Origin of the sequence: Bradyrhizobium sp., from assembly GCF_049586575.1 — a bacterium.
Lineage (GTDB): Bacteria > Pseudomonadota > Alphaproteobacteria > Rhizobiales > Xanthobacteraceae > Bradyrhizobium.
The window spans coordinates 1-21480 of sequence record NZ_JBAVCF010000023.1; the positions used below are offsets into that span (position 1 = coordinate 1).

Annotated in this window: 14 protein-coding genes and 2 pseudogenes; 11 read left to right on the plus strand and 5 right to left on the minus strand. The window is 61.4% G+C overall.

Annotated elements, in window-relative coordinates; translation table 11 throughout:
• Positions 1-7 precede the first annotated feature (7 nt).
• Complete coding sequence (locus WB528_RS00710) at positions 8-1501, plus strand: tripartite tricarboxylate transporter permease (RefSeq protein WP_423886530.1); 1494 nt, start codon at positions 8-10, stop codon at positions 1499-1501.
• A gap of 35 nt (positions 1502-1536) precedes the next feature.
• Here the strand turns inward: WB528_RS00710 and WB528_RS00715 are convergent, their stop codons facing one another.
• A complete protein-coding gene (locus tag WB528_RS00715) occupies positions 1537-2742 on the minus strand; it encodes a DUF3419 family protein (protein WP_423886517.1) in 1206 nt (401 codons plus the stop codon).
• 295 nt (positions 2743-3037) lie between these two features.
• On the opposite strand from WB528_RS00715, the pseudogene WB528_RS00720 reads away from it, so the two are divergent.
• Positions 3038-3360, plus strand: a pseudogene (locus WB528_RS00720) (DMT family transporter).
• Between the two features lie 6 nt (positions 3361-3366).
• On the opposite strand, the gene WB528_RS00725 reads toward WB528_RS00720, so the two are convergent.
• Positions 3367-4347: a lysylphosphatidylglycerol synthase transmembrane domain-containing protein gene (locus WB528_RS00725; protein WP_423886518.1), complete on the minus strand. Its 981-nt coding sequence runs from the start codon at positions 4345-4347 to the stop codon at positions 3367-3369.
• A 387-nt stretch (positions 4348-4734) separates the two neighbouring features.
• Here WB528_RS00725 and WB528_RS00730 point away from each other — a divergent pair, with 387 nt between their 5' ends.
• The 8 genes from WB528_RS00730 (at position 4735) to upp (ending at position 17913) form a co-directional block, all read left to right on the plus strand.
• Positions 4735-4956 carry a hypothetical protein gene (locus tag WB528_RS00730; RefSeq protein ID WP_423886519.1) on the plus strand — a complete coding sequence of 74 codons (222 nt, stop codon included), beginning with the start codon at positions 4735-4737 and terminating at the stop codon, positions 4954-4956.
• A gap of 342 nt (positions 4957-5298) precedes the next feature.
• A complete protein-coding gene (locus WB528_RS00735; RefSeq protein ID WP_423886520.1) occupies positions 5299-6579 on the plus strand; it encodes an efflux RND transporter periplasmic adaptor subunit in 1281 nt (426 codons plus the stop codon).
• Complete coding sequence (locus WB528_RS00740) at positions 6576-9677, plus strand: MdtB/MuxB family multidrug efflux RND transporter permease subunit (protein WP_423886521.1); 3102 nt, start codon at positions 6576-6578, stop codon at positions 9675-9677. Before WB528_RS00735 ends, WB528_RS00740 begins: the two co-directional genes overlap by 4 nt.
• Before the next feature lie 9 nt (positions 9678-9686).
• Complete coding sequence (locus WB528_RS00745; RefSeq protein WP_423886522.1) at positions 9687-12974, plus strand: efflux RND transporter permease subunit; 3288 nt, start codon at positions 9687-9689, stop codon at positions 12972-12974.
• 14 nt (positions 12975-12988) lie between these two features.
• The gene (locus WB528_RS00750) at positions 12989-14485 is read left to right on the plus strand and encodes an efflux transporter outer membrane subunit (protein ID WP_423886523.1); all 1497 of its coding nucleotides are present in this window, start codon (positions 12989-12991) and stop codon (positions 14483-14485) included.
• A gap of 258 nt (positions 14486-14743) precedes the next feature.
• Positions 14744-16000 (plus strand): GTP cyclohydrolase II, encoded by a 1257-nt coding sequence (locus WB528_RS00755; protein WP_423886524.1) that lies wholly within the window; start codon positions 14744-14746, stop codon positions 15998-16000.
• Positions 16001-16016: 16 nt separating this feature from the next.
• Complete coding sequence (locus tag WB528_RS00760) at positions 16017-17258, plus strand: URC4/urg3 family protein (protein WP_423886525.1); 1242 nt, start codon at positions 16017-16019, stop codon at positions 17256-17258.
• A gap of 25 nt (positions 17259-17283) precedes the next feature.
• The gene (gene upp, locus WB528_RS00765; protein WP_423886526.1) at positions 17284-17913 is read left to right on the plus strand and encodes a uracil phosphoribosyltransferase; all 630 of its coding nucleotides are present in this window, start codon (positions 17284-17286) and stop codon (positions 17911-17913) included.
• Positions 17914-17923: 10 nt separating this feature from the next.
• Here upp and WB528_RS00770 read toward each other — a convergent pair whose 3' ends face one another.
• Positions 17924-18754 (minus strand): aspartate dehydrogenase, encoded by an 831-nt coding sequence (locus WB528_RS00770; RefSeq protein WP_423886527.1) that lies wholly within the window; start codon positions 18752-18754, stop codon positions 17924-17926.
• Between the two features lie 240 nt (positions 18755-18994).
• Between WB528_RS00770 and WB528_RS00775 the strand changes: the two genes are divergently transcribed.
• Positions 18995-20011 carry a formamidase gene (locus WB528_RS00775; protein WP_423886528.1) on the plus strand — a complete coding sequence of 339 codons (1017 nt, stop codon included), beginning with the start codon at positions 18995-18997 and terminating at the stop codon, positions 20009-20011.
• A 2-nt stretch (positions 20012-20013) separates the two neighbouring features.
• Here the strand turns inward: WB528_RS00775 and WB528_RS00780 are convergent, their stop codons facing one another.
• Together WB528_RS00780 and WB528_RS00785 are read right to left on the minus strand one after the other, a co-directional pair.
• Entirely contained in the window at positions 20014-21258 is a 1245-nt protein-coding gene (locus WB528_RS00780) for an amidohydrolase family protein (RefSeq protein WP_423886529.1), read from the minus strand.
• A 12-nt stretch (positions 21259-21270) separates the two neighbouring features.
• Positions 21271-21480, minus strand: a pseudogene (locus tag WB528_RS00785) (ABC transporter ATP-binding protein); the annotation flags it as partial.

Sequence of the window (21480 nt, forward strand, 5' to 3'; positions counted from 1 at the left end):
GCATAACCTGATGTACTGCTTCCTCGGCGTGCTGGTCGGCAACCTCGTCGGCGTGCTGCCGGGCATGGGTCCGGTCGCCACGATCTCGATCCTGCTGCCGCTGACGTTTGGCATGCATCCTGTCCCGGCGATCCTGATGCTTTCCGGCGTCTATTACGGCTCCCAGTATGGTGGGGCGATCTGCTCGATCCTGCTCAATCTGCCATGCCATCCGCCGCACGCGGTCACGTGTCTCGACGGATTTCCGCTGACCAAACAGGGTAAAGGCGGGACGGCGCTCGGCATCACCGTCATCGCCGCCTTCGTCGGCGCCTCCTTCGGCATCACCGAAATGATTTTCCTGGCGCCGTTCCTGGTCAAGATGGCGCTGGAGTTCGGCCCGGCCGAAGTGTGCTCGCTGATGCTGGTGGGTTTGATTGCCGGATCGACGCTCGCGAAGGGCTCGCCGCTCAAGGGCATCGCGATGACGGTGTTCGGCCTTCTGCTCGGCATTGTCGGATCCGACATCGAGACCGGCCAGCCGCGCTTTACGTTCGGCATCACCGAACTGTTCGACGGCATCGAAATTGTTGCGCTGGCGCTTGGCATGTTCGGCATCGCTGAATTTATGAACAGCGTCAATAACACCGAAGCGGTCGACATGAAGTATGCCAAGGTCGGCATTTCGGACATGTTCCCGTCGAAGGCCGACCTCAAGCAGGCGTTCTTCCCGATGCTTCGCGGCACCATTCTCGGCAGCCTCTGCGCGCTGATTCCCGGCACGGGTCCGACGATCGCCTCTTTCGTGTCTTACGCGACCGAAAAGAAGATATCGAAAACGCCGGAGCGCTTCGGTCACGGCGCCATTGAAGGCGTCGCCTGCCCCGAAGCCTCGACACACTCCTCGGTGCAAGGCGACTTCATTCCGACCATGAGCCTCGGCATTCCCGGCGACACCGTGATGGCGCTATTGTTGGGCGCGTTGATCATCCATGGCATCGTGCCGGGACCGCAGTTGATCAGCCAGCACGCGGACATCTTCTGGGGCCTGATCGCAAGCTTCTGGATCGGCAATATCCTGCTCGTTATCCTCAACGTGCCGATGATCGGCCTCTGGGTGAAGTTGCTCAGCATTCCCTATCGCTACCTTTATCCGAGCGCGATGTTCTTCGTCTGCATCGGGGTTTATGCCGCGGGCAACGACATGTTCCAGGTCGGCGAGACGCTGGTGATCGGCATTGTCGGATACATCCTGCTCCGTCTGGATTTTCACCCCGCCCCGATCCTGCTCGGCTTCGTGCTTGGACCGCGCTTCGAGGAGAATTTCCGCCGCAGCCTTCTGATCTCCCGCGGCGACCTGATGACGTTCATCGACCGTCCGATCAGCGCGTTCTTCCTTTTCATCTGCGTCGTATTGCTCTCCGCGCAGATTTACGTCTGGCTGCGGCCGAAGGCCGTCAAGGAAGCAAAGGCGATCGAGGCGCAGGTGCCGACGACGCCCTACACGGAACTGGCGGAATAGCGAGACCGCCCCCCTTGGCGAGGCTGGCGGCGTAACTAGCGCCGCCCATAGCAGTGGAAGCCGCCGTAGATCCCTGAACGATCCAGCGCAAATCCGACCGCGCTTCGTTCGTCGTCGCGACGCCACGTCCGGCGCAGCGTGGCAAGCTCGTCACTCTCGATCGGCGATCCTTCGCCGGCTGTGCGAAAGATCACGTGGACGTCGTCCCGGCCGGCGCGGTCGATCGCATTCCACAGCGCGCGTGTCTCGTCGATCGCCATCCAGTCCTGGGAGTCCAGGAGAATGACAGCGTCGACTTCCCGCGCGGGCAGGCTTTCCAGGAATTGGCGGAGGCTGGCGTGATGCGGAATGATCAATCCTGCACCGTTGCGCATGCATTCATATCGGCGACGCTGCAAATAAGGCGGCAGGCAGCGATCGCCCGGACCGGCATAGCCGCGATGGAGCGCCTGCCAGGCAAAGTAATTGATGTCGTTGGGGTGACCGTCAATCAGCCGCAAAAGGCGCTGGTAAAGGACGTCATTCAATGGAGCGCCGCCGCCGAGCCGCGCGCGCTGCCGCGGCGGAATGCCGAGACTGAGCAACAAGGCCGGCGTCGCCATGATCAGCCGGGCCAGCGGCGAGTGGAACGCGCGGTCCAGCCGGTTCAGCGCCTCGATGCGCGCGGGCGCATCCGGTCTGCCGTTCAGGAGCAACTCGGGATCGATCCCGGACAGTTTTGCCGCAAGATGGGCAAGACCGATGAAGCGGCCGAGCAACCCGTGACGGTAAAAACCGTCCGTGAAATAGGCGTGGCGCGGGCGGCCCATCAGGTTGCGCTTGTCCCAATAGCTGCGCGCCTGGACGTCCAATAGCGGCCGCAGCCTTTCGCGGTAGAGACTGGAATTGGCCGACGCGTTCGCCGCACCGAAGAATTGCCAGAAATGCGAATAGTCGGAGAAGGCGCGAATACCGGCGAGCTTAAGCTTGAGGAGCGCGAGATGCGCCTCGTTGAGGTTGACTGCATAAACCTGCGCCGGTTGCGCCGTCAGGTAGGACAGCGCGTTACATCCGCCTGACGAGATGGTGACGATGGTCGAGCCGAGCGGCAAGCGAAGTGCTGCCAGATCGGCGACCGGGTCTTCCCATATCTGGGTATAGACCAGACGGCGGAACCAGAACGCAACCAACCTGTCCCAAATCGTCGCTTCCTCATCGCCTCTGCTGTTACCGACAGCATCCGCAATCAGTTGCGTGTCCATCCGAGCCTCGAATCAACAATTCGATCAGGCTATCGCGCGCTCGCTGCAGTTTTGCGACAACGACATCGACAGCCGTCCCGGCGATGCTGTCGGACTCCGCTCGGTTCCGTGATGACCACCAGCTGTCACATCCTTGTTGCGCGAACATCGCAAGGAGTAGCTGCGTCGAATCGAGGACGAGGTGGACAATGTCGGCTTTGGCACAGGATACCGGCGTCAAAACAGGGATTGAGAAATCCGCTCGCGACCGCGCCCGATATGGCGCCCCCTCCTTCACGCTGCCGCCGAGGTTGCCATGACCGGCTGGCTAGCCGTCATTGCCGCAGGTGTGTTTGAGATCGCCTGGGCCTTCGGTTTGAAATATTCCGACGGCCTCACCCGGTTCTGGCCGACGCTTGCAACCGCGATCGCGATTCTGGCAAGCTTCGCGCTGATGTCGTTTGCGCTGCAGTCGCTGCCCTTTGGTACGGCCTACGCGATCTGGACCGGCATCGGGGCTGCGGGCAGATCGTCCTTGGAATGGTGATCTTCAGCGAGCCAACCGACCCGGTCCGGATCATTTGCCTCACGCTGATCGTCGCCGGAATGGTCGGGCTGAAGCTCAATTCGCCGGTGTAAGAGATTTCACTTAAGCTTCCGCCGGCGCAAACCTCGCCATGCCTCGACAAGGCCGAACACACCAAGCGCTAATATAAACGGCAGGAAGTGATACATCAGGCGAAACATCAGGAGTGCCGCCACCAGCGGCTCCTTGTCTCCGTTGCCCAGCCCGATCAGGAACGTTGCATCGAAGACGCCAATTCCGGCCGGCGTGTGACTTGCAAATCCCAGTAACGTCGCTGCGATGAAAACAGCCATGATCGGGAATATCCCGATATTCGGTCCTGCGGGAATCAGCACGTACATCGCGAGTGCCGCAGCACCGAGATCGAAAACGCCGATCACGATCTGCAACAGCACCAATGGCCCCGACGGAAGCCGCACCGGCCAGCGCCTGGTTCCGATGTTGCGCGGATAGCAGCACCAGACCAGAAAACCGCTAACCCCAAGAAGCAGCGCAGCGGCGAGCCATTGATTGACCTTGGGCGACAGGAAGTCGACCAGACTGATCGCGTCGGGCGCAAAGAACAGTCCGATCCCAAGCGCCGTCAGATTGCCGAGCCAATAGGTAAGTCCGGTCAGAAAGCAGATGTTGACGACGTCAAACGCACCAAGGCCGTGAAATGAATAGACGCGAAAACGGATCACGGGCGAGATCAGCGAAACCGCACCGATGCCGTGCGCGATCGGGTAACTGGTAAAACTTGCAAGGGCTGCGATCCGATAAGGAACATCGGAGCGGCCAATCGTCCGAAGCGCCAGCAGATCGTAAAACGTCAGGCTGATATAGGAGACAATCACCAGCGCTGCGGCCAGCACGATCAGGGATATGTCGGTGTGCCTGATGACGGCGAACACTTCGTCGGTGTCGATGCTTTTTAACGTGTGCGTCAGCGCGAAGATCGCAATCGTCGTGATGACGAGGCTGATGACGACGCCGAGGCCCTTCAGCTTGAAGTGGTTGCCGGGCGATTTGGTCGACGCGATCACCTTCGGTGCGTTCATCCGGGCTACTGTCCCGATTCCGAAGTTCGCATCATCTTTCGGAGCCACGTTTCGAACTTCGGAATCGAAAGGACACTAGCCAACCTATTTATCCAGTGCGGCTTTGGTTCAGAAGTCCGCATGACGAAGCCGCGGACAAATGACGCGGACTTCTGAGCCGCCGCACTTGGCAAACATCGCGTCCACCTGATTCGCGATGGCCGACGCCGTCCATTGACACGTGGATGTGACAGCCACGTTACCAGTGCCCACTTTCCGCCATTTCCGGCGTAGGGCGATTCAAGAAAAGTTGCGTTAAAGAACGAATTGCAGACGCATTGCGGTCGCATCGGATTCACGCATCTGCGGTAGAGAGCAACGCATCGCGACCAGCCAAATCGAGTCAGCATGAACGATGATCACGATTTCGATCTTAGACCGGATCAATGGGAGACGTTGAAAGCCCTTCGCTCGCCGGTTGCCGGGCTGCCTGCTTCGACTCACTTCGCCCTCGCCGATCTTGTCGCGCTTGGCCTTGCGACCATGAGCGACCGCGCGCCGGCGATCACGGCGAAGGGACGCACGGCGCTGATCCGAGGCTCGTTCAGGCTATTGGATGCGGCCGCCTGACGGCGGTGATCCGCTTCAGAATTCGCGATTGTGAAAGCCGCCTGCCCCGCCAGATTCGGCGGAGCCGCGGCCTTGTCGCCGCCACCGGATCAGATAACAATGGCTCGTTTGGGCCTGATCACCCTCCCGGTCTTTGGACCACAAACAGGGCCTGGACGACATTCTTTGATTGTTGCCCCGCTAGTCGCGGTCTGGACGAAAAGTGCAATTGTTTCCGATTGTTAATGCGACAACGCTAGGCGGGAACGTTCAAATGAAGGTCGCCAGCGGACCCTGGAGGCGGTTCCTGCGACAAACTGCGGAAGATTGCCGCGCCCACGCTTCTCATCTGATGGCAGGTTCATGAACCAACCGATTAAGAACTTCCCGGAGGCACCCGTGACGGGTCCTGCGCAGTCCGCCAAGCCGCGGTCGCGCGGACGGTTTGTCCTGACCATCATCCTTATCCTGCTGGTGGTCGCCGGCATCGTCTGGTGGACCAGGGAGGGGACCGCTCCGCAACAGGCCAATAGCCGCCGCAATTCCGCACCGATGTCGATCGTGCCCGAGGTGGTCGGCAAGGGTGATATCGGGGTCAACATCAACGCGCTCGGCACGGTGACGTCGCTCGCAACCGTGACAATCCGCACGCAGATCAGCGGCTACTTGCAGAAGATCGATTTCACGGAAGGCAATGAAGTCAAGAAAGGCGACCTGCTCGCGGAAATCGATCCACGGCCCTACGAAGCTACGTTGGCGCAAGCCAAGGGACAGCTGGCGCGGGACGAAGCGATGCTGAAGGGCGCGCAGGTGGACCTGGCGCGATATCAGGGATTGGCGGCGCAGAATGCTGTCCCGCACCAGACACTGGATACCCAAGTTGCTCTCGTCGCCCAGGATCAGGGCACGGTGGAAGCTGACAAGGCCTCGGTGAAATCCGCCGAGGTTAACCTCGCCTATTGCCGTATCGTCTCACCGCTCGATGGCCGCGTCGGACTGCGTCAGGTCGACCAAGGCAACTACGTGACGCCCGGCGACGCCAGCGGCATCGTCGTCATCACGCAGCTGCAACCGATCAGCGTCCTGTTCACGGTGCCCGAGGACAATCTGCAAGCGATCTCCAAGCGACTCCAGGCGGGCGCGGTGTTGCCTGCAACCGCCCTTGATCGCACCGGCGTCACCAAGATCGCGGACGGATCGTTGCAAACCTTCGACAGCCAGATCGATCCGACGACCGGCACGATCAAACTGCGCGCGCAATTTCCCAACAACGACAAGCTGCTTTACCCAAATCAGTTCGTTAACATCCGCCTGCTGCTCGATACCCACAAGGACGTCACCACGATGTCGGCTGCCGGCATTCAGCGCGGCGCGCCGGGGACGTTCGTCTATCTCGTCAACGACGACAGCACGGTATCGGTTCGCCCGGTCAAGCTTGGCGTCACCGACGGCGATCGCGTGGAGGTTCTTTCCGGCCTTGCTCCCGGCGACCGCATCGTCATTGACGGCGCCGACAAACTCAGGGACGGCGCCAAGATCGTCATTCGGTCCGAGAATAACCCGACCCAGACGAACGCGCCGGCCCCGTCCAACAAATCGGGCGACGGCAAGCGGAAGCGCTCGGACGGCGGGCAAAAACAATGAGTCCATCGCAACCGTTCATCTTACGACCGGTCGCGACTACCCTGCTGATGATCGCCATCATGCTGTCCGGCTTGCTGGCGTTTCGCTTCCTGCCGGTCGCTGCACTGCCTGAGGTCGATTATCCGACCATTCAGGTCCAGACCTTCTATCCCGGCGCCAGCCCGGATGTGATGACGTCGTCCGTCACCGCGCCGCTCGAGGTGCAGTTCGGACAGATGCCGAACCTCAACCAGATGAGTTCGATCAGTTCGGCCGGCGCGTCGGTCATTACCTTGCAATTCGGATTGACCATTTCTCTCGACGTGGCCGAGCAGGAAGTGCAGGCCGCCATCAACGCGGCGGGCAACTTGCTGCCGGCCGACCTTCCGGCGCCGCCGATCTACGCCAAGGTCAATCCGGCCGACGCGCCGATCCTGACCCTTGGCCTGACGTCGAAGACCATGAAATTGACGGAGGTCGAGGATTTCGTCGACACCCGCCTGGCGCAGAAAATCTCGCAGCTTCCAGGCGTCGGCCTCGTCAGCATCAGCGGCGGTCAGCGGCCGGCGGTGCGGATCCAGGCCGATATCCGAAAACTTGCCGCCTACGGCCTCAACATCGACGATCTGCGCACCACGCTCGGCAACGCCAACGTCAACACGCCGAAGGGCAATTTCGACGGCGCGATGCGCGCCTACACCATCAACGCCAACGACCAGATCAGGAATGCGAGCGACTATGAATCGCTGATTGTGGCCTACAAGAATGGCTCACCGGTCCGCCTCAGCGACGTCGGCAACGTCGTCGACGGCTCGCAGAACGACAAGCTCGGCGCCTGGATGAACGAGACGCCGGCCATCATCCTCAACATCCAGCGTCAGCCGGGCGCCAATGTCATCGCCGTGGTCGAAGGCATCAAGAGGCTGCTGCCGCAATTGCAAGCCTCGCTGCCGGCAGCCATCGACCTCAACGTACTGACTGACCGCACGGTCACCATCCGCGCTTCCGTTGAGGACGTCGAGTTCGAGCTGACGCTCGCCGTGATCCTCGTAGTGCTGGTGATTTTCGTCTTCCTGCGCAACGCGCGGGCAACGCTGATCCCGAGCCTGTCGGTCCCGTTGTCGCTGGTCGGCACGCTGGGCGCCATGTACCTGCTCGGCTTCAGCCTGAACAATCTGTCCCTAATGGCGCTGACGATTGCCACCGGTTTTGTGGTCGACGACGCCATCGTCGTGGTCGAGAATATTTCGCGCTATCTCGAGGAAGGCGATACACCACTGCAAGCCGCGCTCAAGGGCTCCGAGCAGATCGGCTTTACGATTATCTCGCTGACGGTCTCGCTGATTGCCGTGCTGATCCCGCTGTTGTTCATGGGCGATGTGGTCGGCCGGCTGTTCCGCGAGTTCGCGATCACGCTTTCGGTGACGATCCTGATCTCGGCCGTGGTTTCGCTGACGCTGGTCCCGATGGCGTGCGCCAAGCTGCTCAAACCCGAATCCCACAACCAGGAAAATGCCTTCCAGCGCCGCAGCCGTGAAGCATTCGACTGGATCATCGAGATGTACGGCCACGCTCTCACCTGGGTGCTGGACCATCAACCGCTCACCCTGGTGGTTGCGCTCGCAACTTTCGTTTTGACGGCACTGCTTTATGTGATGATCCCGAAGGGATTCTTTCCGCTTCAGGACACTGGCGTGATCCAGGCGATTTCGGAAGCCCCGCAATCGGTGTCCTATGCGGCGATGGCGGAACGCCAGCAGCAACTGGCTTCCATTATCCTGAAAGATCCCGATGTCGTCAGCCTTTCTTCCTTTATCGGGGTGGATGGAACCAATAACACGCTCAATAGCGGACGAATTCTGATCAACCTGAAGCCCTACGACCAACGGAAATCCAACATCTCGACGGTGATGCGGCGTATTCAGAACGCAACCGGCCCTCTCGCCGGCATCACACTTTACATGCAGCCGGTTCAGGACCTGACGATCGAAGGCACGGTCAGCAAGACGCAATACCAGTTCATCCTGCAGGACGCCGACCCGAAGCAGCTCTCGGAATGGACTCCCAAGCTGATCGACAAGCTGAGGCAGCTGCCACAACTTGGCGATGTCGCCAGCAACATTTCCGACCAGGGGCTTTCGGTCTTTGTGGAAATCGATCGCGACCAGGCCGCCCGCTTCGGCATCACGCCGGCAACCGTCGACAACGCTCTCTACGACTCCTATGGCCAGCGGATCGTCTCCACGATCTTCACCAATTCCAACCAGTACCGTGTCATTCTGGAGGCCGACCCGCACCTGCAGACGTCGCTGCAATCGCTCTCGGACATCTACCTGCCCTCCTCGGTAAGTAGCACCCCCGTGCCGCTCGCAACGCTGGCCAAGTTCCGGCAGGAAACCGCGCCGTTGCAGATATCGCATCTCGGGCAGTTTCCCGCAGCCACGGTGTCCTTCAACCTTGCTCCGGGAGCCTCGCTTGGAGCTGCGGTAACCGCGATCAAGCAGGCACAAGTCGATATCGGCTTGCCACCAAGCGTCATCACCAGCTTCCAGGGCGCAGCGCTCGCGTTTCAATCGTCGCTTTCCAATCAGCTTTTCCTGATCTTGGCGGCGATCGTCACCGTCTACATCGTGCTCGGCGTTCTCTACGAGAGCTTCATTCACCCCGTCACGATTCTGTCGACGCTGCCGTCGGCCGGAATCGGGGCGCTGCTGGCGCTGATGATCGCCGGTGACGACCTCACCATCGTCGCCATCATCGGCATTATTCTCCTGATCGGCATCGTGAAGAAGAATGCGATCATGATGATCGACTTCGCGCTCGACGCCGAACGCCATGAGGGTAAATCGCCTCGCGACGCCATCTATCAGGCCTGCCTGCTGCGCTTCCGCCCGATCCTGATGACGACCATGGCCGCCGTCCTCGGCGCATTGCCGCTGATGCTCGGCACCGGTGCGGGCTCCGAGCTGCGCCATCCGCTCGGCATCTCCATCGTCGGCGGCCTTTTGCTCAGCCAGTTGCTGACGTTGTTCACGACACCGGTGATCTATCTCTGGTTCGATCGCCTGGCGATCCGGTTTTCCGGACGTTCGGACGAAGCCGCCCAGCCGGCGGAATGAGGCACGTCGATGGGTCCCTCTACGCCATTCATTCGGCGGCCGATAGGAACGACGCTGCTCACTTTTGGCCTTGCCGCGGCCGGCGCGGTAGCCTTCTTCAAGTTGCCGGTCGCGCCGCTGCCCCAGGTCGATTTCCCTACCATTTCGGTCCGCGCCACGTTGCCGGGCGCGAGTCCGGAGGACGTCGCCGTCACGGTGGCGAGCCCGCTGGAGCGTCATCTCGGGCAAATCGCCGATGTCACCGAGATGACGTCGGCGAGCACGGTGGGCTCCGTCCGCATCACCCTTCAGTTTGGCCTCAACCGCGACATCAATGGCGCCGCACGCGACGTGCAGGCCGCGATCAACGCCGCCCGTGCCGATCTGCCGACGAGCCTGCGGACCAACCCGACCTATAAGAAATCCAATCCAGCTGATGCGCCGATCCTGATCCTGGCCCTGACGTCGGATACCCAGACCCGCGGCGACCTCTATGACGCGGCGTCAACCGTGCTGGCGCAGAAATTGTCGCAGGTCAACGGCATTGGCGAGGTGGTTGTCGGCGGCAGTTCGCTGCCGGCGGTGCGGGCCGAACTCATTCCACAGGCGCTCTACAAATACGGTGTCGGCCTCGAAGACGTGCGGGCGGCACTTTCCAGCGCCAACGCACATAGTCCAAAAGGCGGCATCGACGTCGGCGAGCAGCGGTACCAGGTCTATGCCAACGACCAGGCGAACCATGCCGACGACTACAAAAACCTTATCGTTGCCTATCGCAACGGCGCTCCGGTCCGTCTCTCCGACGTAGGTGAAGTTACCGACTCGGTCGAAAATTTGCGCAATGCCGGACTTGCCAACGGCAAGCCGGCGGTCCTGATCATTCTCTACCGGGCGCCGGGCGCCAATATCATCAGTACCGTCGATCTGGTGAAATCGCTGATGCCCCAGCTCAGGGCTTCGGTTTCGCCGGCCATCGACGTCGGGATTGCGGTCGATCGCTCCATCACCATTCGCACATCGTTGCATGACGTCGAACGCACGCTCGTCCTTGCCGTGCTGCTCGTGATCGTGGTGGTGTTTGCCTTCCTGCGCAGCCTGCGCGCCACGCTGATCCCCGTCGTCGCCGTCTCGGTGTCGCTGATTGCGACTTTTGCCGCGATGTATCTGTGCGGCTACAGCCTCGACAATCTATCGCTCATGGCCTTGACGGTCGCGACCGGCTTCGTCGTCGACGACGCCATCGTGGTACTCGAAAACATCACCCGCCATATCGAAGCAGGCATGTCTCCGCTGGAGGCTTCCCTCAAGGGAGCCGGCGAAGTCGGATTTACCGTGCTGTCGATGAGCATCTCGCTCATCGCCGTGTTTATTCCGATCCTGATGATGGGCGGCATCATCGGCCGCCTGTTCCGTGAATTCGCGATGGTGATTTCGATCTCGATCATCATCTCGCTCGCAATTTCGCTGGCGACGACGCCAATGATGTGCGCGGTCCTGCTCCGCCCCGCGAACTACGAACATGGGCGACTCTATCGAGCGAGTGAGCGCTTTTTCGACGCCATGCTCGACGTCTATCGCCGCACGTTGGCGGTCGCCCTTCGGCATCCCGCCTCGACGATACTAACGTTGGTCGTGGTGCTCGTCCTCAACGGCTATCTCTACTACATCATTCCGAAAGGCTTCTTCCCACAGCAGGACACCGGGCGCCTCGTCGGCTCGATCCAGGCCGACCAAAGCATCTCCTTCCAGTTGATGCAGAAGAAGCTGACGCAATTCATCACCATTATCAAAAGCGACCCAGCCGTCGAGACCGCGGTTGGCTTTACCGGCGGCGGGCCGACCAATTCCGGCTTCGTTTTCGTCTCGCTGAAGGCACTTAGCGAACGCAAGATCTCAGCAGACGGCGTCATTGGCCGGCTACGGAAAGAAATGGCGGCGATACCGGGCGCCACTCTCTTCCTGCAGGCGGTGCAGGATATTCGTATCGGCGGCCGCGCCAGCAACGCCCAATATCAGTTTACATTGCAAGGGCCCACATTCGAGGAACTCAACGAGTGGACTCCGAAAATCGCGGCCGCCCTGCAAGGCGACCCCAACCTGACCGACGTCAACAGCGATCAGCAGAACAAGGGGCTTGAATCCGATCTGGTCATCGATCGCGATGCCGCCGCCCAACTAGGGGTCACCGTCAGCCAGGTCGACAACACCCTTTATGACGCATTCGGTCAGCGGCAGGTATCGACCATCTATGTGGCGCGGAACCAGTATCACGTGATCATGGAGGTCGCGCCGCAATACTGGCAAAACCCGGAAACGCTGAAGGACGTCTGGATCTCTACGTCGGGCGCCTCGGTCGGCGGATCGCAATCGACCAATGCGGTCGCCGGAACCGTGTCAGCCGGCACGAATGCGGCGAGTTCGGCGACCTCCGCGAACGCGCAAGCCGCCCGGAATCTTGCGAACAATTCGATCGGTACCACCGGTAAGGGCGTAGCCTCCACCGGTTCGGCGGTCTCTACCGGCGCCGAGACCATGATTCCGCTGTCGGCGGTCGCGCATTTCAAGCAAGGCGCTACGCCGCTCGCGGTGAACCATCAGGGTCTCCTCGTCGCAAACACCATTTCGTTCAATTTGCCGCCAGGCGGCTCGCTCAGTTCCGCCGTCACCTCGGTCGAGGCCGCCATGAACCGGATCGGTGTACCCGCCACGATCCGCGGCACGTTCCAGGGCACGGCGAAAGCTTTTCAGGATTCTCTGGAGAACCAGCCGTACCTGGTTCTGGCCGCGCTGATCACGATCTACATCGTGTTGGGCGTTCTCTATGAAAGCTACGTCCATCCGCTGACGATTTTATCGACGCTGCCGTCGGCCGGTGTAGGCGCCCTGCTCGCTCTGATGGCGTTCAAGACCGAGTTCAGCATCATGGCCCTGATCGGCGTCATCCTGCTGATCGGAATTGTGAAGAAGAATGCGATCATGATGATCGATTTTGCACTCGAGGCCGAGCGCAGCCGCGGCTTGAGTTCGGTTGATGCGATTTACGAAGCGTGCCTGCTGCGCTTCCGGCCGATCATGATGACGACGATGGCCGCCCTGCTGGGCGCCCTGCCTCTGGCCATCGGCTTCGGTGAGGGCGGCGAGCTGCGGCAGCCGCTCGGCATCGCAATTGTCGGGGGACTGATCCTCAGTCAGACGCTGACGCTCTATTCAACGCCGGTAATCTACCTGTATATGGATCGATTCCGGCTATGGGGCCAACGTCTCAGGGGGGGCGCACCGCCGCTCGCGCCCGAGACCAGGCTGCAACCCGGCGAGTAGGTGTTGGCATTCCAATGACCGGTAACGTTTCGGCACGGACCTCACGCGGCCCCAACAAGGTGGCTCTTGCTATCTCCATCTTGCTGCTCGGCCCAGCCTTGTCCGGCTGCATCCTTGGAACCGAGCGGCCCGATCTCAATCTCGATGTGCCGGCGGCGTACCGCGAAGGCGGACACACCGCTGCCGACACCCATCTTCCCGCCGTCGACTGGTGGCGCGGCTTCAAGTCCAGCGAGCTGACCTCGCTGATGGACGCGGCGCAGATCTACAATCTCGACATAGCCGTCGCCATTGCACAGATCTCTCAGGCCGATGCCCAGGTCGGGGTGGCCGGTGCGCCGCTCTTGCCGTCGGTAAGCGGGACCGCGAACGCGGAGCAGAGCCAAAGCGCAGCCGGTTCGTTTGCCACCGGAGGCGGAATTGGCGGACGAAGCTTCTCGCAGTATAGCCTCGGGCTAACGGCGAGCTACATGCTCGATTTCTGGGGCAAGAACCGCGCCACCCTCCATGCTGCCGAAGAGACCGCGACCGCATCGCGCTACAATCGCGAGGTCGTCACGCTCACGACCATTGTGACCGTTGCCAACACCTATTTCCAGGTTCTGGCCGCGCAGGATGAATTGCGCGTCGCGCGGCGCAACCTTGCCGCGGCCGAACGCATTCTCACCCTGATCAAGCAGCAGTTTGCCGGCGGCACCGCGTCACAACTCGACGTGTCGCAACAGGAGACGCAGGTCTCGACCGAACGCGCTGCGATCCCGCCGCTTGAAATTACGCTGCGGCAGAACACTGCCGCCCTCGCCGTGCTGGTCGGACGCGCGCCGGCCAATTTCATGGTGAAGGGCGGCACGATGACGCAAATCGCCGTTCCGCGCGTCACGCCAGGTCTGCCTTCGGAACTGCTCAATCAGCGGCCGGACATCCGCGAGGCCGAAGCGCAGCTGGCGTCATCGAACTTCAGCGTGGAGTCGGCGCGGGCCGCGTTCTTCCCGCAGATCCAGTTGACCGCACAAACCGGCGTACAGAGCGCGGCGCTGGCTTCGCTGTTTGGACCTGGCGCCTGGTTTTACACGCTGTCGGCTGGGCTGACGCAGCCGCTGTTCGACGGCTTCCTGCTGGAAAGCCAGTTGAAACAGGCCAAAGGCGTGCAGTTGCAGAATCTGCAGGCCTATCGCAAGGCCGTGCTTTCGGCTTTCTCCGATGTCGAGAAGGCCCTGGTCGCGCTGTCGCAAACGACCTTGCAGGAGCGCCTCGAAGCTGAAGCCGTGGCCAACGCCCGCAAGGCCTTCGAGGTATCAGAGACCCAATTGCGCGCGGGTACGGTCAACCTCATCACCGTGCTACAAACCCAGCAAACGCTCCTCATCAACGAAAATGCGTTGGCGCAGGTGCGCTTGAATAAACTGCTCGCGGCCAGCAGCCTTTTTCAGGCGCTCGGCGGCGGCTGGACGCCGACCGGGCAATTATCTTCGCTGCAACCGCGGGACAGCGCGCCGCAGCAGGCGCAGTGAACCAGCCGCACGCTTGCAGCGCGGCATAGCCGCTTGGCAGGTCGAAGGGCAAAATATTCAAGAAAATACAATTACTTAATCGCCGTTGTATTCGGCGGCGAGATCTCTATATCTTAACTTCGGCTGCGCTCGTAGCTTTGTATTGTTAGCTTTCATGGTTGATGACGAGGCCCGTCTGTTCAGGCGGGCCGTCGCCATTTGAGGCTATAGTTTGGAGCCGAAAAGCTTAGGCGAATCATGTCTGAAGGATAGACGGCGATGGCCCCTTCCAACCGAGTTGACCATATCCGGATCACCTCGCATCCGGCGCCGGGAGGCAAACTCAACTTCCCGATCCAATGGGGTGCGGCCAGCGCGCGTGAACGCGGCCCGATCATCGGCACCGTCTCCCGCCCGCACGATCGCAACGTCATCGGCTCCCACGGCGGCTCATATTCGGTGTATCGCGCGCTGGCGGTCTCCTCCGGCGCCCTCGACCCGATCCGGCGTCCCGACCTCACCAACACGCATCCCGCCGCCATGATCGGCCCGTTCCCGCAATGGAGCGATCCGCAGCGCATCGTTTCGCTCGATCCCTGGGGTCATCTCGTGGCGGAAAACTTCGCCTCGGAAATCGCCGAGGGCATCGATATCAGGCCGAGCATCGCGATCACCCGTGCCCGCCTGGACCTGCCGGAGATCAAGGCCGCGATCGATGCCGGACGGCTGAAGCACGACGGCGAATTCGTTCACAAGAACGGCAGCGTTTCCGTGGTCAAGATCGCGATCGATCCGGTTTGGTACTTGCCCGGTCTGGCGCAGCGGTTTGCGACCACCGAAAACAACCTGCGCCGGCAGTTGTTCGAACAGACCGCCGGCATGTTTCCGGAGTTGGTGACACGACCGGACTTGCAGGTCTTCCTGCCGCCGATCGGCGGCATGACGGCTTATCTGTTCGGCGACGTCACCAAGCTGCCCGACCACCGCACCAAGATCACCTGCCGCGTGCACGACGAGTGTAACGGCTCCGATGTGTTCGGCTCCGATATCTGCACCTGCCGTCCCTATCTGCTTCATGGCATCGAAGAGTGCGCGCGCGCCGGGCAGGAAGGCGGGCTCGGCATCATCGTCTACAACCGCAAGGAGGGGCGCGCGCTCGGCGAGGTCACGAAGTTCCTCGTCTACAATGCGCGCAAGCGTCAGGAAGGCGGCGACGCGGCCGCGCAATATTTCGAGCGCACCGAATGCGTGGCCGGCGTGCAGGATGCGCGCTTCCAGCAGTTGATGCCGGACGTCATCCATTGGCTTGGCCTCAAGCGCATCGACCGTTTTGTCTCCATGAGCGACATGAAACACGATGCGCTGACCGGCCAGGGCATCGAGATCGTCGAGCGCGTTCCGATCCCGGACGAATTGGTCCCGCCCGACGCGCATGTGGAGATCGCGGCGAAAAAGGCTGCCGGCTATTACAGCGCCGAGCCGGCACCGCCGGACGAACTTCTCAATTCGGTCGGCCGCCCTCTTGAAAAATACTGAAGCAAGGACGGTCGTATTGCCGGCAGATCCTGAAGCTGCGGCCGCGCTGACGCTGCTGAGCGCCGCCGCCGTCCGCGAGCGGGCGCATCGCATGCTGGCGCTGGCGCTGGACGACAAGCTGCCAAACTTCCGGATCAACCCTGAGAAGATGGATGGCGTCGTCGATCTGGTGCTGCAGACCACGCGCGACGCCTATCCCTCGTTCGAGGTGCCTTTTCACTCGCGCTGGCGGCATTTCGTTGCGAACAACGACAATCGCTGGGCGGCCATCGCAGACCGGACGCAATGGCAAAATCCTTCGGCCCGGGCGCGGGCGGAATTCGACCTTGCGATCGTCTCGGTCTTCCTCGACGCTGGCGCAGGTCCCACCTGGCGCTATCGCGATCAGAACAGCGGTCTCACCATTGGCCGTTCGGAGGGGCTCGGACTGGCAAGCCTAGCCATGTTTGAAAGCGACGTATTCTCGGCCAATCCGCACGATCCATTGCGCGCCGATGCGGACGTGCTCGCCAATCTCACGCTGTCCGATCTGGAGCGCGGCTTGCAGGTATCCAGCGAGAATCCCCTCGTCGGTCTTCAGGGCCGCGTCGATCTCTTGCGCCGACTTGGCCAACTCGTTGCATCGAAGCCGGACATTTTCGGCCGCAACGACACGCCGCGGCCGGGCGGGCTGTTCGATCGTCTGGCAGCACGGGCGGAAAATGGCCGCCTTCCCGCCCCCGTCATTCTCTCCGAGCTGTTGCAACAGCTCGGGCCAATCTGGCCATCGCGGCTATCGCTCGGCGGTATCGCGCTCGGCGATTGCTGGAAGCATCCGGCGCTGATTACGGGCGATGCTACCAACGGCCTGGTGCCGCTGCACAAGCTCTCGCAGTGGCTCGCCTATTCGCTGATCGAGCCGCTGCAAACAGCCGGCATTGAGGTCATCGATATCGACGGCCTCACGGGTCTCGCCGAATACCGCAATGGCGGATTGTTCATCGATTCCGGCGTGCTTGCGTTTCGTCATCAGGAAGATGCACAACGCGAGCATGAAGTGGCTGCACCGCTGGTCGTGGAATGGCGGGCGCTGACGGTGGCGTTGCTCGATCGTCTCGCCGAAGGGATACGAAAACGGCTTGGACTTGATGCGGTATCATTGCCGCTCGCCAAGGTTCTTGAAGGCGGATCCTGGGCAGCGGGGCGGCGGCTCGCGCGCGAACGCCGCATGGATGCTTCACCACCCGTCAAGGTCATCAGTGACGGCACTGTATTCTAGATGTTTCGAGATATGAGGCAGCAACATGGACGGCGTCACGATCGTTAGTCACCCGCTGGTTCAGCACAAGCTGACGCTGCTGCGCGAAAAGGATGCGTCGACCAAATCCTTTCGCGAGCTGCTCAAGGAAATCGGGATGCTCTTGTGCTACGAGGTGACCCGCGACTTGCCGCTTGCCGACGTCGATATCGAAACGCCGCTTGCCCATATGAAGTCGCCGCAGATCGCCGGCAAGAAGCTGGTATTCGCGCCCGTGCTGCGCGCCGGAATGACATTCGCCGAAGGCATGCTCGATCTGGTCCCGAACGCGCGCGTCGCCCATATCGGGCTTTACCGCGAGCCCGAGACGTTCGTTGCCGTGGAATACTACTTCAAGGCGCCGAGCGATCTGCATGAGCGGCAGGTGATCGTGATCTCGCCGGTCCTCGCCACGGCCAACACCGCGGTCGCGGCGGTCGATCGCCTGAAGGAGCGCGGCGCCAACGACATCCGCCTGGTATGCCTGATTGCGGCGCCGGAGGGCATCGAGCGGATGCGCGGCATTCACCCGGACGTACCGATCTGGCTCGCCGCCATCGACGAGCGGCTCGACGACCACGGCTTTATCCTGCCGGGCCTGGGCGATGCCGGTGACCGTGCTTACGGCACCAAATAGACGAGCTCGTTCAGGTTCCCACGCGCAATGCGGCCCGCTGCTTTCGCAACAGCGCGATCACCGATTGCGCGGTGATCCGTCCGGTCTTCGGATTTTCGGAGGGAATGCCCTCGATCGACATTGAGAATCGCGCCGAGTCGGAATCGACTTCAACGCGGTGCACGTTGCGCGTCAGTGCCGGATCGGCCCAGATCTCAAGCCGAGTCCGGTCGGGGCCTATGCCCGCGAGCGACAGCGCCACCGCGACGTTCAGATTGGCAGGAAAACCTTTCGCGGCCTCCCGCGCCGTTCCATCGAAGACCTTCAATGGCTCCTTGATCGATTCAATGTCGATGTTGTTCTCGACTAAAAATGGTGCGCCCACGAGACCCCGAACCGGCTTGCGCGTCACCATCCGGACTGAGTGGATTTCGCCGACGGCCGCCGCCGTCACCGCATCCAGACCGATCAGCGCGCCCGTCGGCACCACGATCTGCCCGCCGTTCTGCCGGGCTATATCGATCAGATCTTCGTTCTCGAGCAACGCGCCGGCGCTGAGCACGATCGCGGTTTTTCCCTGTTCCACGAATGGCGCGACGATCGATCGCAGAAGTCTTGCGGGCGCGCATTCGATGACGACATCGGCCACATCGGAAAGCCCTTCGATCGGCAGAATTGCCGGTGGCTTCTTCAACGTACCCAGCCAGTTGTGATGCTTTTCCGGGTTCTGCACCGATACGGCGGCAAGCGAGAACCCGTCGATGCCCTGGTCGAGCGCCTCGGCCGCGCCCTTCCCGATTGGGCCCAACCCCGCAATCGCTACGCGAAGGGTTTTATCGGAGTTTTTCGTCAAGTTCGCCATAGGGTTGGCTTCTCTTCGTCAAGCTGGCCGCTGCGGCTGGCTCCCTTTGCCCGCCTTATAGGCTGCCTCTCATGGCTACGGAAGGCGTCGGGCCGTGGGCCAGACCAGCCACTGCCTTCGGTTTGATCTCGGATCGCCTGAAAATTGATCTTTGTCGCCTTGTCAAAATGCGATTTGCTTGCCGTGGGTTTTTCGCGCGCCCCACCGACAGAAGGGCGCAGGTCTTTCAGGGAGCGGGACATGAACGGACTTGGCGGACTCAACAAATCGCCCAATGGCATTGTGATTGGGTTGGTGCAGCTTCAACTCCCTGTGGTCGTGACCAAGGCCGATCTCGCCAGGCAGACCGAACGTATCGTCTACATGGTCGGCAAGGCGCGCCGCAACCTCGGCACCATGGATCTGGTGGTGTTCCCGGAATACTCGCTGCACGGCCTGTCGATGGACACCAATCCCGCGATCATGTGCCGTCTCGACGGTCCGGAAGTCGCAGCCTTCAAGAAAGCCTGCATCGACAACAATATCTGGGGCTGCTTCTCGATCATGGAGTTTAACCCCGACGGCAACCCCTACAATTCCGGCCTGATCATCGACGATCAGGGCGAGATCAAACTCTACTACCGCAAATTCCATCCCTGGATTCTGGTCGAGCCGTGGGAGCCGGGTGACATCGGCATTCCCGTCATCGAAGGGCCAAAGGGCGCCAAGATCGCGCTGATCATCTGCCATGACGGCATGTTCCCCGAAATGGCGCGGGAATGTGCCTACAAGGGCGCGGAAATCATGATCCGCACAGCCGGGTATACCGCTCCGGTCCGGGAGAGCTGGCGCTTCACCAACCAGGCCAACGCGTTCCAGAACCTGATGGTGACCGCCAATGTCTGCACGTGCGGCTCCGACGGCTCGTTCGATTCGATGGGCGAAGGCATGATCGTGAATTTCGACGGCAGCATCCTTGCGCATGGCACGACCGGCCGCGTCGACGAAATCATCACCGCCGAAGTGCGCCCCGATCTCGTGCGCGAAGCGCGGATCAACTGGGGCGTCGAGAACAACATCTACCAGCTCTGGCATCGCGGCTACGTCGCGGTGAAGGGCGGCGCGATGGATTGTCCCTACACCTTCATGCAGGACATGGTCGCCGGGACATACCGGCTTCCCTGGGAAGACGAGGTCAAGGTCACCGACGGCACGTCGTGCGGTTTCCCTGCGCCAGCCCGGATGTTCGGCGCCAAGACCAACAAGGCGGCGGAGTAGCTTTAACCTGGGATTTGGTTTGCGTGGCGATGAAGCTGCGCCCGCGGCCGCGTGAACGACTTGCGGCCGCGCTTGAAACCCCACAATGGCTGCGCCAACGTGGCGACCGCGTCCGTGGGATTGGTTGCGTCAAGACAGACGAGATCGGCCGGCGCTCCAACCTTGATGCCGTAATCGCTGAGCCGCATCAGCCGCGCCGCCGAACCCGTAATCATATCGAGGCATCCGGCGAGATCGGCTGGACGCGCCACATGGCAGACATTGGCATAGAGGTTCGCCATCCGGATCAGTGACCCATCGCCATAGGGCGTAAATGGATTCAGAATATTGTTGGTCGAGATCGAGCAGGTCACACCCGCCTTGCGCAAGGGTTCGGCCGGCACGACGCCGCGCGGCACCGCGTGATCGTGGCTGCGGCCCATCAAGTGCAGATCGGTCGAGGGCAGGATCGTCACGGCGACGCCGGCATTGGCCAATCGCGTGGCGATCTCGCCAAAACGCTGCGGCGGCAGTAGCGACATCTGGGTGACGTGACCGACCGCCACCCTTCCGCCGCGGCCGAACTCCTCGGTCTTGCGGCAGACATATTCGATCTGCATGTTCTGTGTGGTCTCGGCGAGGTCGAGATGCATGTCGATCTCGGCGTCGAAATCGCGCGCGATTGCAAAGATGCGATCGATCTGTGCGCGCGGATCGGTATCGAAATATGGCACCGCGCCGATGGTCCGCGCGCCGCGGCGTAACCCCTCGATCAGCAATTCTTCCGTGCCGGGATAGTTGGTCATCCCTTCCTGCGGAAACACGCAGATTTCGACGTCGATCGCCCAGGCGTAGTCGCGCGCGAGCTGTTCGACACCCTCCAGGCCGATCAATCCGATACCGGGGTCCAGTTCGACATGGGTCCGCATCCGCATCGTGCCGTGCTTGATGCAACGTTCGAGCGTTTGCTGACCCCGGGCATAGACATCCTCGACCGTAAAGCCGCGCTTGGCGGCCGCCGTTTCGCGAACGGCTTCGGCCACGGTGCCCTCCTCGATACGACACCGATCGAGGATGCAGGTCTTGTCGAGATGAATATGTGTTTCGATCAGGCCGGGGACGACGAGACACCCTTCCGCTTTCAGTTCGGGTCCATCCGCCGCCAACGCCGGAGAGATCGCCGCAATCGTCTTGCCTTGAATGGCAATATCAGTGTTGACGAGTTCGTCGCCGCGCAAGATGCGAGCGTCCCGGACAATCAGATCCATCACTTCATCCAATCACGAAGCGGAACCAAGATAGGCGTCGTCGATCATGGCGCCGCGCAGTTCCGCAGGACTTCCTTCCGCTACCACGCGACCGCCGCCGAGGACATAGCCGCGATCCGCGATCGCTAGCGCATAATCCGCCATCTGGTCTACGATCAACAAGGTCATGCCTTCATCGCGTAACCGCGTAAACTGCTCGAACAGTTCGGTTACGACCGCCGG

Excerpts from the sequence above, each read along its gene's own strand:
- WB528_RS00715 (WP_423886517.1), bottom strand. The coding sequence starts at position 2,742 with ATGGACACGCAACTGATTGCGGATGCTGTCGGTAACAGCAGAGGCGAT.
- WB528_RS00725 (WP_423886518.1), bottom strand. The coding sequence starts at position 4,347 with ATGAACGCACCGAAGGTGATCGCGTCGACCAAATCGCCCGGCAACCAC.
- WB528_RS00730 (WP_423886519.1), top strand. The coding sequence starts at position 4,735 with ATGAACGATGATCACGATTTCGATCTTAGACCGGATCAATGGGAGACG.
- WB528_RS00735 (WP_423886520.1), top strand. The coding sequence starts at position 5,299 with ATGAACCAACCGATTAAGAACTTCCCGGAGGCACCCGTGACGGGTCCT.
- WB528_RS00740 (WP_423886521.1), top strand. The coding sequence starts at position 6,576 with ATGAGTCCATCGCAACCGTTCATCTTACGACCGGTCGCGACTACCCTG.
- WB528_RS00745 (WP_423886522.1), top strand. The coding sequence starts at position 9,687 with ATGGGTCCCTCTACGCCATTCATTCGGCGGCCGATAGGAACGACGCTG.
- WB528_RS00750 (WP_423886523.1), top strand. The coding sequence starts at position 12,989 with ATGACCGGTAACGTTTCGGCACGGACCTCACGCGGCCCCAACAAGGTG.
- WB528_RS00755 (WP_423886524.1), top strand. The coding sequence starts at position 14,744 with ATGGCCCCTTCCAACCGAGTTGACCATATCCGGATCACCTCGCATCCG.
- upp (WP_423886526.1), top strand. The coding sequence starts at position 17,284 with ATGGACGGCGTCACGATCGTTAGTCACCCGCTGGTTCAGCACAAGCTG.
- WB528_RS00770 (WP_423886527.1), bottom strand. The coding sequence starts at position 18,754 with ATGGCGAACTTGACGAAAAACTCCGATAAAACCCTTCGCGTAGCGATT.
- WB528_RS00775 (WP_423886528.1), top strand. The coding sequence starts at position 18,995 with ATGAACGGACTTGGCGGACTCAACAAATCGCCCAATGGCATTGTGATT.
- WB528_RS00780 (WP_423886529.1), bottom strand. The coding sequence starts at position 21,258 with ATGGATCTGATTGTCCGGGACGCTCGCATCTTGCGCGGCGACGAACTC.